The organism is Rhodoferax saidenbachensis (assembly GCF_031457975.1).
Classification (GTDB): Bacteria; Pseudomonadota; Gammaproteobacteria; order Burkholderiales; family Burkholderiaceae_C; genus Allorhodoferax; species Allorhodoferax saidenbachensis_A.
This window is the reverse complement of the sequence record NZ_JAVDXO010000004.1, coordinates 35,578-48,262: the sequence shown is the minus strand read 5'-3', so window position 1 is coordinate 48,262 and position 12,685 is coordinate 35,578. Positions and strand designations below refer to the sequence as shown.

At 63.4% G+C, this 12,685-nt stretch carries 9 protein-coding genes; 6 read left to right on the top strand and 3 right to left on the bottom strand.

The genetic code is table 11. The features are described from left to right. Window positions 1–10 precede the first annotated feature (10 nt). The 5 genes from J2X15_RS10125 to J2X15_RS10105 all read left to right on the top strand — a co-directional run bounded on the left by J2X15_RS10125 (window position 11) and on the right by J2X15_RS10105 (window position 6,000). Window positions 11–469, top strand: coding sequence for a copper chaperone PCu(A)C (locus J2X15_RS10125; RefSeq protein ID WP_310342231.1), 459 nt, complete (start codon window positions 11–13; stop codon window positions 467–469). An 89-nt stretch (window positions 470–558) separates the two neighbouring features. Next, window positions 559–1,218: a PhaM family polyhydroxyalkanoate granule multifunctional regulatory protein gene (locus tag J2X15_RS10120; RefSeq protein ID WP_310342230.1), complete on the top strand. Its 660-nt coding sequence runs from the start codon at window positions 559–561 to the stop codon at window positions 1,216–1,218. Between the two features lie 30 nt (window positions 1,219–1,248). Continuing rightward, complete coding sequence (locus J2X15_RS10115; protein WP_310342229.1) at window positions 1,249–2,523, top strand: FIST signal transduction protein; 1,275 nt, start codon at window positions 1,249–1,251, stop codon at window positions 2,521–2,523. Between the two features lie 37 nt (window positions 2,524–2,560). Next, on the top strand, window positions 2,561–4,096 hold the full coding sequence (locus tag J2X15_RS10110; RefSeq protein WP_310342227.1) for a methyl-accepting chemotaxis protein: 1,536 nt from the start codon (window positions 2,561–2,563) through the stop codon (window positions 4,094–4,096). 158 nt (window positions 4,097–4,254) lie between these two features. Next, a complete protein-coding gene (locus J2X15_RS10105) occupies window positions 4,255–6,000 on the top strand; it encodes a methyl-accepting chemotaxis protein (RefSeq protein ID WP_310342224.1) in 1,746 nt (581 codons plus the stop codon). Window positions 6,001–6,077: 77 nt separating this feature from the next. Here J2X15_RS10105 and tgt read toward each other — a convergent pair whose 3' ends face one another. Both tgt and queA read right to left on the bottom strand, forming a co-directional pair. Next, on the bottom strand, window positions 6,078–7,289 hold the full coding sequence (tgt, locus tag J2X15_RS10100; protein ID WP_310342223.1) for a tRNA guanosine(34) transglycosylase Tgt: 1,212 nt from the start codon (window positions 7,287–7,289) through the stop codon (window positions 6,078–6,080). Window positions 7,290–7,321: 32 nt separating this feature from the next. Continuing rightward, complete coding sequence (gene queA, locus J2X15_RS10095; RefSeq protein WP_310342221.1) at window positions 7,322–8,404, bottom strand: tRNA preQ1(34) S-adenosylmethionine ribosyltransferase-isomerase QueA; 1,083 nt, start codon at window positions 8,402–8,404, stop codon at window positions 7,322–7,324. A 58-nt stretch (window positions 8,405–8,462) separates the two neighbouring features. Between queA and recG the strand changes: the two genes are divergently transcribed. Continuing rightward, window positions 8,463–10,610 carry an ATP-dependent DNA helicase RecG gene (recG, locus tag J2X15_RS10090; RefSeq protein WP_310342218.1) on the top strand — a complete coding sequence of 716 codons (2,148 nt, stop codon included), beginning with the start codon at window positions 8,463–8,465 and terminating at the stop codon, window positions 10,608–10,610. Window positions 10,611–10,631: 21 nt separating this feature from the next. Here the strand turns inward: recG and J2X15_RS10085 are convergent, their stop codons facing one another. Then, the gene (locus tag J2X15_RS10085) at window positions 10,632–12,665 is read right to left on the bottom strand and encodes a hypothetical protein (protein WP_310342216.1); all 2,034 of its coding nucleotides are present in this window, start codon (window positions 12,663–12,665) and stop codon (window positions 10,632–10,634) included. Between the last annotated feature and the right edge of the window lie 20 nt (window positions 12,666–12,685).

Below are 12,685 nucleotides of genomic sequence, written 5' to 3'. Positions count from 1 at the left end.
GGAGTCCCCCATGAAATCCTTGAAATTTGTGATCGCCACCCTGCTGGCTGCCACCGTATCCGCCCCATTGTTGGCGCAGACCGTGGACGTCAGCGGCGCCTGGGCCCGCGCCACCGTGCAGGGCCAGAAGGCCAGCGGCGCCTTTATGCAGCTCACCGCCAAAGAGGGCACGCGGCTGGTGGCCGTCGCCACCCCGGTAGCGGGTGTGGCTGAAGTGCATGAGATGAAGATGGAGGGCGACGTGATGACGATGCGCGCCGTCCAGGGCGGGCTGGAGCTGCCGGCTGGCAAGGCTGTGGCGCTGAGCCCCAGCGGCTACCACGTGATGCTGATGGACCTGAAGCTGCCGCTGCGCAAGGACACCACCATACCGCTGACGCTGGTGTTCAAGGACGCCAAGGGCGTGGAGAGTAAAAAGGAGCTGCTGGTGCCTGTGGCCACCAGCGCGCCCATGCCGGGCAAACCCTGAGCGGGTACGGGCCGTGGCGGTGGCCACGGCCCGTACATTGGGTGTAAGCTGTGCGCAGTGGCCTGCTTTACAGGCCCATTGGAGCAACCATGAGCGATGCAGACACCTCCGGCTTTGGCAAATTTGTCCCGGGCTTTGACTTCTTGCAAAACCTGGCCAAAGGTGCCGCCACCAACATCCCGCAGATGCCCAACCTGGCCAACTGGGTGGCCCCCACGCTGAATGTGGAAGAGCTGGACAAACGCATCGAAGAGCTCAAGAACGTGCACTTCTGGCTGGAGCAAAACTCCCGCGCCCTGGGCGCCACCATCCAGGCGCTGGAAGTGCAGAAGATGACCCTGGCCACGCTCAAGGGTATGAACTTCAATATCGGTGACGTGGCCAACGCCCTCAAGCTCAAGGCGGCCGATTCGGTGGCCAGCAGCGTGCAGCGTGTGACCGAAAAAGCCGCCTCTACCGCCAAAACCTTTTCCGATGTGACCGGCACTCCCAAGCCCGCCAAGGCGGGTAGCGCGACGGGGCTGGTGGATCCGCTGCAGCTGTGGGGTTCGCTGACCCAGCAGTTCCAGAACATTGCCGCCAGCGCCATGAAAGAGGCCACCACCAAGACCGCGGTGGACATGACCAAGAACATGGCCACCGGCCTGGCCAAGGAAGCATTGAAGTCCGCCACTGCCGCGGGCAAAAAGGCCGTGAGCAAGCGGCCCGCAGCCCGCAAAACCACCGCCCGTAAGACCACCGGTCGCTAGGCGTCCAGCTCGTCGTCCAGGCGCAGGCGCATGTCCCTGTTTCCGTACGCCCATGCAACGCACCCACAGTGGCCCATGGCCGCTGCCCTGGTGCTGGCACAGTTGCGCGCACAGATGACGCTGCCCGGCTACGCCACGGCGCCGTGCCTGGCGCTGCTCTATATCACCGACCACTACGCACCCCATGCCCAGGACATCCTGGAGCACCTGAGTGGCGAGCTGCCTCTGGTCACCGACTGGTCAGGCACCGTGGGCATTGGCATTGCGTCGAACAACGTGGAGTACTTTGACGAGCCGGCCCTGGCCGTGATGCTGCTAGAGCTGCCCAGCCACCAGTACCGCGTGTTCTCGGGTATTGCACCGTTGGGGCTGGGTTTTGAGGCCCATACCGCGTTGGTGCATGCCGATGGCGACACGCCAGACCTGGCTGAGCTGATCGACGAGATGGCGCGGCGCACCGACAGTGGCTACCTGTTTGGCGGCCTCTCCAGCAGCCGCACCCAGAGCGTGCAGTTTGCGGTGGCGGCCGATGGCAACCTGAGCGGCCATGGTGCTGCCAGCGGCGTGTTCACCGGGGGGCTGAGCGGTGTGGCGTTTGGCGAGGGGGTAGACCTGGTCTCGCGCGTGACCCAGGGCTGCAAGCCCGTGTCGCCTACCCACGTGGTCACCGAGGCGGCCCACAACGTGGTGGTGGCGCTGGATGGTGAACCCGCGCTGGATGTGATGCTGCGCGACCTGGGCGTGTCGCTGGAGCGGCCACAGGAAGCGCTGGAGGTGGTGCGCGCCACGCTGGTAGGGCTGGTGCAGCCGCGGGAGGGCGTCGCCCACGATGCCGCCATGGTGCGCCAGACCGGTAACTTTGGCAGCGACGTGACCGTGCGCCACATCATCGGTCTGGACCCTGGGCGCCGTGGCATCGCCGTGGCCGACCAGGTGCAGGAGGGCGCACAGTTGGCGTTCTGCCAGCGCCATATGCAGGCTGCCAAGGCCGACCTGATGCGCATTTGCGCCGAGGTGCGCGAAGAACTAGAGCCCCAGGAGCAAACCCTGGAAGTGGCCACTGCGCTGCAGCAGAGCGAGGCGGAGGCCGCACCGCACCCGGCGCGGCGCATCGCTGGCGCGCTGTATGTGAGCTGCTCGGGCCGCGGTGGCCCGCACTTTGGCGGGCCCAGTGCCGAGATGCACATCGTGCGCCGCGCGCTGGGCGATGTGCCGCTGGTTGGTTTTTTTGCGGGTGGTGAGATCGGCCACCGCCATGTGTTTGGCTATACCGGGGTGCTGACGGTGTTCACGACGGCCGCTTAGACAGCGAGCCAGGCAAGTTAACTGAGAAGGTGGCTGTATGGGAAAACTGAAGATCGCTGCGCGCCTGTATGCGGGGTTTGCACTGTTGATGGCCGTGCTGGTGGTTGTGGTGGTTCTGGCCATGGGGCGCATGGCTTCCATGAACGGCAGTGCCAACGACATTGCGACAAACTGGTTGCCCAGTGTCGAAGCGGCCAACAAGATCAACACGGCCAAGTCCGATTTCAGGGTGTTTGAAATGCAGCACATTCTGAACACTGAGGATGCCGCCAAGGCGGCGGTAGAGAAGGACATGGCGGCGACCAAAGCCAAAATGGACCAGGAGCGCCAGATTTACGCAAGCCTGATCAGCGGCGATGAGGAGCGCAAGCTCTATGAGGCTTTTGAAGCCAGTTGGACCCAATATATGAAGGTCCATGACGAGATGGTGGACACATCACGCCGCAACGACAACGACTACGCCAGAAAGATGCTGGAGGGGGACTCCAAGGTACTCTTTGACAAAGCCGGTGACGCGCTGGACAAAATTGTGTTGTTGAACCACACAGGTTCTGACGAAGCGGCCAAGACCGCTGCGGATGCCTACGTCATGGCAAAGACCACCATGGTGGTGGCCGTGGTGGTGGCTTTGGTGATAGCCGGCTTGGCGGCTACCCTGATTACCCGTTCCATCACCGGGCCTCTGGATTCCGCGCTGGGCTTGGCCGCCAGGGTGGCGCAGGGCGATTTGTCGACTTCGGTGGCGGCGACCACGCGCGATGAGATGGGCCAACTATTGCGCGCCCTGCAAGAGATGCAGGGCAGCCTGGTGCAGGTCGTGCGTAGCGTGCGCAGCGGCTCCGAGTCGGTATCCACGGCCAGTTCTGAAATTGCACAAGGCAACCACGACCTGAGCGCTCGCACCGAGCAACAGGCCAGCGCGCTGGAAGAAACCGCAGCCTCCATGGAGCAACTCAACTCTGCGGTGAAACAAAACGCCGACAACGCCCGCCAGGCCAACCAACTGGCCCAAAGTGCCAGCTCGGTTGCGGTGCAGGGCGGTGAAGTGGTCGGCCAAGTGGTGGAAACCATGAAAGGTATCAACGACGCATCGCGCAAGATCAGCGACATCATCAGCGTGATCGATGGCATCGCTTTTCAGACCAACATCCTGGCGCTGAACGCCGCAGTGGAAGCCGCCCGTGCGGGAGAACAAGGCCGGGGGTTTGCCGTGGTGGCGTCCGAGGTCCGTTCCCTGGCTGGCCGCAGTGCCGAGGCGGCCAAGGAGATCAAGAGCCTCATCAGTACCAGTGTGGAGCGTGTGGAGCAAGGCACCACGTTGGTGGACAAGGCCGGAGCCACCATGACGGAGGTGGTGAGCAGCATCAAGCGCGTGACCGACATCATGGGAGAGATTGCCGCGGCCAGCAACGAGCAGAGTGCCGGAGTCTCCCAGGTGGGTGAAGCCGTCACGCAAATGGACCAAGCCACGCAGCAGAACGCTGCGTTGGTGGAGGAGATGGCCGCCGCGGCCAGCAGTCTGAAGTCTCAAGCGCAGGACCTGGTGCAGGTGGTGGCGATCTTCAGGCTGTAGGTGTTATTCGGACGAACACTTTTTTTCTCATTCTTTGTGGAAAGTTTCCTCAATTTAGCTTCCCCTTTGTCGACCACATCGATACGATGTCTCACACCCAGGCGTAGTCGTGGCGCTAAATGGATTTACGAGTCAGAACAAAAACATAGGAGTCGATCATGAAGCTAAGCATCGCAAAGCGTCTTTATCTGGTCTGCGGGGTATTGGTCCTCGCTTTGGTCGGAGTCGCCATTTCGGCGTGGGTCTCCCTGAATGAGGTAGCGGTTTTGGCCATACGGGCCAGTGACAACCGCGCGCCGCAATTGATGCGCATGGCGGATGTTCAGTTGGACGTGACCCGTGTATCCCTGCAACTGCGCCATGCCATGTTGATCAAAACCCCGGAGGGAATCGCAACGGCGTTTGCGGACATAGGCGAGAAGCGAAAACACATAGAAGAAGCCCTCAAAGGCTATGAAAAAAGTGCTTGGACGCCGGCGGACCGCGAGTTCATTGCCAAAGCCAATGAACTGAATGCGAAGTTCTGGGCCGTGGGTGTGGAGAACATGAAGCCCATCCAGGAGGGCAAGGTGGACGAGGCCTTCGCGTTCCTGGTGGACAAAACCATTCCCGCCCGCAACGAGTACCTGTCCGCGCTGGATGCCGAGAAAAAACGCCAAGGCGGGAAGCTGGTCACGGAGATTGAGCTGATCGAGAGCAATGTCCACGTGACCCGAAATTTGCTCGTTGGGGCAGTCGTATTGCTCGCCGTCGGGCTACTGGGCTTCTCCTTGTACGTTGCGGGCCTGTTGCGTCGCCGCATTGCACAGGCTCAGGTGGTCGCCGAACATGTGCGAGACGGCAATCTCATGACCCACGTGGTGGATTCCGCCAACGATGAAGTCAGCCCGCTCCTCAGTGCGTTGAGGGCGATGCAAGACGCCTTGGTGCGAGTGGTCAGTGGGGTGCGGCAAGGGTCGGAAGGCGTTGCCGCGGCAAGCACACAAATTGCCCAGGGCAATCAGGACCTCAGCGCACGCACGGAAAACCAGGCCAGTGCACTGGAGCAAACCGCAGCCTCAATGGAGCAACTGAGCGCAACGGTCAAGCAGAACGCCGATAACGCCCGACAAGCCAACCAGCTGGCCATGAATGCCTCCACGGTTGCTACGCAAGGCGGCGAGGTGGTGGGGCAGGTGGTGCAGACCATGAAGGGCATCAACGAGTCCAGCCGCAAAATTGCGGACATCATCAGTGTGATCGACGGAATTGCCTTCCAGACCAACATTCTGGCCCTCAATGCGGCGGTGGAAGCTGCCCGCGCGGGCGAGCAGGGGCGAGGGTTTGCCGTCGTGGCCAGTGAAGTCCGAAGCTTGGCCGGTCGCAGTGCAGAAGCCGCCAAGGAAATCAAGCTGCTTATTAGCACCAGCGTCGAGCGGGTGGAGCAAGGCACCATGCTGGTGGACAAGGCGGGCGTTACGATGACAGAGGTGGTTCAGAGCATCCGCCGGGTTACCGACATCGTGGGCGAGATCAGTGCGGCCAGCTCCGAGCAAAGTGCCGGTGTTTCTCAGATCGGTGAGGCTGTGACGCAGATGGACCATGCGACCCAGCAGAATGCGGCTTTGGTGGAAGAAATGGCCGCTGCAGCGGCCAGTCTGAAAACCCAAGCACGGGATTTGGTAGATGGTGTTGCGGTCTTCCAGATTTCCGCCAATCAGAGCAGTTTGCGCTCGCCCCCCTCCCAGCCCGCAGCGCGTGCTGCATTGAAGGCACCAGCGCCCAAAGTTCTGAATCACAGTGCGCCTGTCAAGTCGACCTTGGGCGCGCCCAAAGCACCCCCTTCGCAAGCGCCCGCCGTGGCACCCAAAACCAGCACCAAAATCACCCCTGCCGGGGGCGACGAGGATTGGGAAACTTTTTAAGCAAAATAGGCCGCTAGCCCGCGTGGAATATGCGCCAGTCGCTCCTGATTCAGGAGCGACTGGGTTGCTTTTTCGGCTTACACGCCGCGTGCGCGGTCGGTGTGGAACTGCTGGATGAACGTACCAAAACGGCCTGCATCCAGCGCATCGCGGATTTCCTGCATCAGGTTCAGGTAGTAGTGCAGGTTGTGCACGCTGGCCAGCATGGGGCCCAGCATCTCGCCGCAGCGGTCCAGGTGGTGCAGGTAGGCGCGGCTGAAGCCTTCGCGCCCACCATCGGCCCAAGCAACGCCGCCGGTGCCCGCGCAGGCGTAGCAGGTGCAGGTCACATCCAGCGGCTGCGCGTCGCTCTTGTGGCGTGCATTGCGGATCTTCAGGTCGCCGTAGCGGCTGAACAGCGTGCCGTTGCGCGCATTGCGCGTGGGCATTACGCAGTCAAACATGTCGATGCCGTTTTGTACACCGGCAATCAGGTCTTCCGGCGTGCCCACGCCCATCAGGTAGTGCGGCTTGTGCTTGGGCAGCTTGGGGCCGATGTGCTTCAAGACACGCATCATGTCTTCCTTGGGCTCACCCACCGACAGGCCACCCACGGCGATGCCGGGGAAGTCCAGCGCCTCCAGGCCCGCCAGCGATTCGTCGCGCAGGTGCTCGAACATGCCGCCCTGCACGATGCCGAACAGCGCGTTGGGGTTGTTCAGGCGCGCAAATTCATCCTGGCAGCGCTTGGCCCAGCGCAGGCTCAGCTCCATGGAGCTTCGCGCTTCCCGCTCGGTGGTGATCTGGCCCTTGGTCTTGGGCTCGACCGACAGGTAGGGTGTGCACTCGTCAAACTGCATCACGATGTCGGAGTTCAGCGTGGTCTGGATCTGCATGCTGATTTCTGGCGTCAGGAACAGCTTGTCGCCGTTCACGGGCGACGCGAACTTCACGCCTTCTTCCGAAATCTTGCGCATCTCGCCCAGGCTCCAGACCTGGAAGCCGCCGCTGTCGGTGAGGATGGGTTTGTCCCATTTTTCAAACTGGTGCAGGCCGCCAAACTTTTCAACGACGTCCAAGCCTGGACGCATCCACAAATGGAACGTGTTGCCCAGGATGATCTGGGCGTTCATGTCGGTCAGGCTCTGGGGCGTGACGCCCTTGACCGTGCCGTAGGTGCCCACGGGCATGAAGATGGGGGTTTCCACCACGCCGTGGTTCAGCGTCAGGCGGCCGCGGCGCGCGTGGCTGCCCAGGTAGGCGCCGTCGGCGGTGGCGGGGTCGTTGTTCAGGAGTTCAAATTTCAGCATGATCGTATGGTCTGGTATGGGGTTGGGGCGCGTCAAGCCGCGCGCTGCAACAGCATGGCGTCGCCATAGCTGAAAAAGCGGTACTCGCGGGCAATCGCGTCGCGGTACAGGCCCATGATGTGGTCGTAGCCCGCAAAGGCGCTCACCAGCATCATCAGGCTGCTCTTGGGCAGGTGGAAGTTGGTTACCAGCACGTCGATGAGCTGGAACGCAAAGCCCGGGGTGATGAAGATGGTGGTGTCGCCACTCGCCAGCCCGGTTTTGGCCCAGCTCTCCAGTGTGCGCACGGTGGTCGTACCCACAGCCACCACACGGCCACCGCGCGCCTTGCAGGCGGCAATGGCGGCCTGGGTCTCGGCGGGCACGTTGTACCACTCGCTGTGCATGTGGTGCTCGGCCAGGTTCTCGGTCTTCACGGGCTGGAAGGTGCCTGCGCCCACGTGCAGCGTCACGTGCGCGCGCTGCACGCCCATGGCATCCAGCTGCGCAAACAGCGCCTCGTCAAAGTGCAGCGCAGCGGTGGGGGCCGCCACGGCGCCGGGGTTCTTGGCAAACACGGTCTGGTAGCGCTGCACGTCTTCGGGCGAGTCGCTGTGCGTGATGTAGGGGGGCAGCGGCACATGGCCGTGGCGTTCCATCAGCGTGTAGGGGTCGTCGCCTTTGTCATTGCTCAGCACAAAGCGGTAGATGGGGCCATCCACGTTGGGCCAGCGACCCAGCAGCGTGGCGCAGAGACCGTCTTCATGGCCAGGGGCGCAGGTCATCTTGATGGTGGCGCCCACCTCGGGCTTTTTGCTCACGCGCATGTGGGCTGCCACCTGGTTGCCGCCCAGCACGCGCTCGATCAGCAGCTCCACCTTGCCGCCCGTGGACTTCTCGCCAAACAGGCGGGCGTTGATGACCTTAGTGTCGTTAAACACCAGCAGGTCACCGGCCTTCAAAAGGTTGGGCAGTTCGCGGAAGATGCGGTCCACCGAGGTGGCGCCCATGCCATCCAGCAGGCGCGAGCCCGAGCGTTCGGCCGCGGGGTGCTGGGCAATCAGGGTTTCGGGGAGTTCGAAATCAAAGTCGCTCAGGGCGAAGGCACGTTCGGTGCCGGGAAAGAAAGCTTGCATGGTGCTTGAGGGCCGGACGGGCCCGTTCCAAGGGAAAAAGACAGGGCAGAATTGTCCCATGCCCAAGAAACCCGCCCCCCGCCCCGACGACAGCGCCGGGGAAGCTGCGGCCAGCGGGGCGGTGGCCACCAAATCTCCCGCGCAAAAGGCGCTGGAGAAACTGGGCCTGAAGCGGGATATCGACCTGGCCCTGCACCTGCCGCTGCGCTACGAGGACGAGACCCGCATCGTCAAGCTGACCGAGGTGCGCGAGGGCCAGCAGGCGCAGATCGAGGCGGTGGTGACGCACCAGGAGGTGACGTTTCGCCCGCGCAGGCAGCTCATCGTGACGGTGGACGATGGCTCGGACACCTGCACGCTGCGCTTCTTCAGCTTCTATGGCTCTCAGCAAAAGGCGCTGGCGGTGGGCAACCGCATCCGCGTGCGCGGCGAGGTCAAGGGCGGCTTTCTGGGCCGCACCATGCTGCACCCCACGTTCCGTGCGGCGGGAGGCAGCCTGCCCACCGCGCTCACCCCCATCTACCCCACGGTGGCCGGCCTGCCCCAGCCTTATCTGCGCAAGGCGGTCCTCTCAGGGCTGGCGCGGTCTGATTTGTCGGACACCTTTGCGCCCGGCGATCTGGATGTGTTGCACCATGGAATCGGCCACCAGCCCTTATGGACACTGCGCCAGGCGCTACACTTTTTGCACCACCCCACGCCCGATGTGTCGCTGGACACGCTCTCGGACCACAGCCACCCGGCCTGGCAGCGCCTGAAAGCCGAAGAACTGCTGGCCCAGCAGCTGAGCCAGTTGCAAAGCCGGCGCGAGCGCGCCGCCCTGCGCGCACCCATGCTGCAGGCGGTGCTGGGCGGCACGCTGCATGCGCGCCTGCTGGCCACCCTGCCGTTTGGCCTGACGAACGCCCAGCAGCGCGTGGGCGAGGAGATCGCGCACGACATGGGGCGCCACATTCCCATGCACCGCCTGCTGCAGGGCGATGTGGGCGCCGGCAAGACCGTGGTGGCCGCGCTGGCCGCCACCACCTGCATCGACGCGGGCTGGCAGTGCGCACTGATGGCGCCCACCGAGATATTGGCCGAGCAACACTTTCGCAAGCTGCTGGGCTGGCTGGAGCCGCTGGGCATCACCACCGCCTGGCTCACCGGCACCCAGAAGACCAAGGAGCGCCGCGCCATGTTGGCGCTGATCGAGAGTGGCGAGGCCCAGTTGGTGGTGGGCACGCACGCCATCATCCAGGACAAGGTGAAGTTCAAGAACCTGGCGCTGGCCATCATTGACGAGCAACACCGCTTCGGCGTGGCCCAACGGCTGGCGCTGCGCAACAAGCTGCAGCACGACGCGATGGAGCCGCACATGCTGATGATGACGGCCACGCCCATCCCGCGCACGCTGGCCATGAGCTACTACGCCGACCTGGACGTGTCCACGTTGGACGAGCTGCCGCCCGGGCGCACGCCCATCGTCACCAAGGTGGTGAGCGACCACCGGCGTGACGAGGTGATTGAACGCATCCGCGGTCAGATTGCCCAAGGGCGGCAGGTCTACTGGGTGTGCCCGCTGATCGAAGAGAGCGAGGCGCTGGACCTGACCAATGCCACACAAACCCATGCCGACCTGGCCGAGGCGCTGCAGGGTGCCACGAGTGCCGACGGCCAGCCGGTGCTCATCGGCCTGCTGCACTCGCGCATGCACGTGGATGACAAAAAGGCCGTGATGGGTGCCTTCACCGCGGGGCTGATGTCGGTACTGGTCAGCACCACGGTGATCGAGGTGGGCGTGGACGTGCCGAACGCCTCGCTCATGGTGATTGAACACGCCGAGCGCTTTGGCCTCTCCCAGCTGCACCAGCTGCGCGGCCGGGTGGGCCGCGGTGCGGCGGCCTCGGCCTGTGTGCTGCTGTACTCCACGGGCGATGCGCCGCGCCTGGGGGAGGCTGCACGCGAGCGCCTGCGCGCCATGGCCGAGACCAACGATGGTTTTGAAATCGCACGGCGCGACCTGGAGATCCGCGGGCCGGGAGAGTTTCTGGGGGCCCGCCAGAGCGGCGAGGCCATGCTGCGCTTTGCCGATCTGGCCACCGACACCGCATTGCTGGAATGGGCGCGTGCCGAGGCCCCCATGCTGCTGGACCGCTACCCCCACCTGGCCCACAAGCATGTGGCGCGCTGGCTGGGTGGCAAGGCGGAGTACCTCAAAGCCTGAGGACCCCACCGTGCGTGATGCCTACATCCCCTTGCAGGCGTCCAGGGACATCAACCGAGTGTAGATTTCGCCACCGGCCTTATTGGCCAGTGCACCTTTGCTGAAATAGCTCCAGACCTTGGCCGCCTGGCTGCCGGGAGGAATTTGCTTGGTCAGCTGCTTCTTGGCGATCTTGAGCGTGACCTTGCCCGCCACCTGGCAGGCCTGGGCGGTGCTGATGTTGCCGCCACCCTCACCAGACTCCGAGATTAGCTGACCCAGCACACCGTCTTTTTCAGCAGCGATCAGGCAGGTGGTCATCTTGATGCTGTCTTCCACCATGCTCTTGATGGCGCCGCAGGCCAGAGGCGCCTGCACCATGAGCATGGGGGGCGCCGTGAGTGCAAAGCTGGCGGCACATTCTTTGGTGATGGCTTGCTCGGCCGCGCGTTTGGCCACGTCACCCAGGCTTTTGACATCCGACACCAAGCTCACGATCTCTTCGGGAATCTGGCAGTAGAAGCCAGACTTGAACTCACTCGCACACGCCGTCACCTCGCCGGTAATGGCATTGCTATGCGTGGCGTTAATCACCTGCGCCATCCCGACCAGGCCGCCCGCCAAGGGGTCGGGGAAGAACTTGGAATACGAGCTGCAGTTGTTGCGCATCATGTCGATCACCAGGGTGGCGAATGCGGCGGTCTGGTTGGCCACATCCACCGTGGTGCTGGCCACGGTGTTGGCGGCCATCACGGTGCCACTGGCGATGGTGTTGGCCAGTTGGGTGGTGCCCCCGGCCACGGTATTGGCCGCGTTGGTGACGCCACTGGCCGTGGCATTGGCTGCAATAACTGCTGCGTTTGCCACCGTGTTGGCGGCCATCACGGTACCGTTGGCCACGGTGTTGGCGGCGTTGGTGATCCACTGACCGGGCGATTGCCTGGGGTTCTTGTAGTAGCCCACGTTCCAGTTGGCGTCGCCCTTGCGGGTGGCCGGGTTCTTGCCGGGGTACATGACGAGGTTGCCGTCGTCTTGCACGATCAGGTAGAAGTCGCCGTTGCGCGGACCCGAGGGGCAGGTGATGAAACCCTTGTTGTCGGCCGGGCCAGTGCCGGCATAAGTACAGAGGTTGCCGTCACCCTGAAAGATGGTGAAGTACTGACCGGCGGGGGCCGGGGCGTTGCGGCTGCACCAGTTCAGGCCGGGGTAGGTAGGGTCCTGCGGACTTCCCACCTTGTAGACACAGAAGTTTCCGTCGCCCTGCTGGACGGCGATGTAGGCCCGCGAGGCGGATCTCAGGTACTGATCGGTGGAAAGCCAGTCTCCTTTTCGCAAATACTGGCGGCCATGGCCCGAGCTGGGAGGTCCTGCTTCAAACGCGTTTTCCACCCCCGGCATGGCAAAGCGGCCTTCGGTTCGGCCGATATTTTGGTAGTGCTGCACCAGGGCCAGTGCATTCAGGCGAAAGGCGTTGCGCAGGTCGGAGTAGCGGTTGGCATAGAACTCGGGGTCCACGCCCAAAGCCAGCGCTTCGCTCAGTGCCTTGCGGCTGGGCAGGCGACCTTCTCTGCTACCGTTTTCTCGCCAGTGCCGGGTCAATGCCCCGAAGTTGGTGCCAAAGGCTCTGGCGAGGTCGGGGTAGTACTGGCGGTAGAAGTCCGGGTCAAACCCCATTGGCATGTCAAAGGGGGTGTCCTGTGGCGTGGTGTCACGGGTTTCCTTGAAGCCCTGGTTGACGTAGTAGTTCAACACGGCTTCGTAGCTGCGGATGTTGCGGTCCCACAGGATGTCCGGGTTGCGCGCCTGGTAGGCCGGTAGGCTGAAGACGAAGCTGCTTTGGCGGCCTTCCTTGATGCCGTAGTTCAGCCAGTGTTGCTTGGCGGCTTCGGTGTTGTTCGGGCCAAAGGCCGCTAGCAGGTCGGGGTACTTGTTCAGGTAGAACGTGGGGTCCAGCACCATCAGGCGTCGGTCCTGGGCGTGCACGGCGCTTGCGCACACCGCCAGCAGGGCCACGGCGGCCAGGGTTTTGAACAGGGCGATGCGCCGTACCAGCGCGATCAGGTGTTGTATCCACACAGGGCTTCTCCTTGAAAACG

What these genes read in the sequence shown, in the direction of transcription:
- J2X15_RS10125 (WP_310342231.1), top strand. Translation starts at nt 11, where the DNA reads ATGAAATCCTTGAAATTTGTGATCGCCACCCTGCTGGCTGCCACCGTA.
- J2X15_RS10120 (WP_310342230.1), top strand. Translation starts at nt 559, where the DNA reads ATGAGCGATGCAGACACCTCCGGCTTTGGCAAATTTGTCCCGGGCTTT.
- J2X15_RS10115 (WP_310342229.1), top strand. Translation starts at nt 1,249, where the DNA reads ATGTCCCTGTTTCCGTACGCCCATGCAACGCACCCACAGTGGCCCATG.
- J2X15_RS10110 (WP_310342227.1), top strand. Translation starts at nt 2,561, where the DNA reads ATGGGAAAACTGAAGATCGCTGCGCGCCTGTATGCGGGGTTTGCACTG.
- J2X15_RS10105 (WP_310342224.1), top strand. Translation starts at nt 4,255, where the DNA reads ATGAAGCTAAGCATCGCAAAGCGTCTTTATCTGGTCTGCGGGGTATTG.
- tgt (WP_310342223.1), bottom strand. Translation starts at nt 7,289, where the DNA reads ATGCTGAAATTTGAACTCCTGAACAACGACCCCGCCACCGCCGACGGC.
- queA (WP_310342221.1), bottom strand. Translation starts at nt 8,404, where the DNA reads ATGCAAGCTTTCTTTCCCGGCACCGAACGTGCCTTCGCCCTGAGCGAC.
- recG (WP_310342218.1), top strand. Translation starts at nt 8,463, where the DNA reads ATGCCCAAGAAACCCGCCCCCCGCCCCGACGACAGCGCCGGGGAAGCT.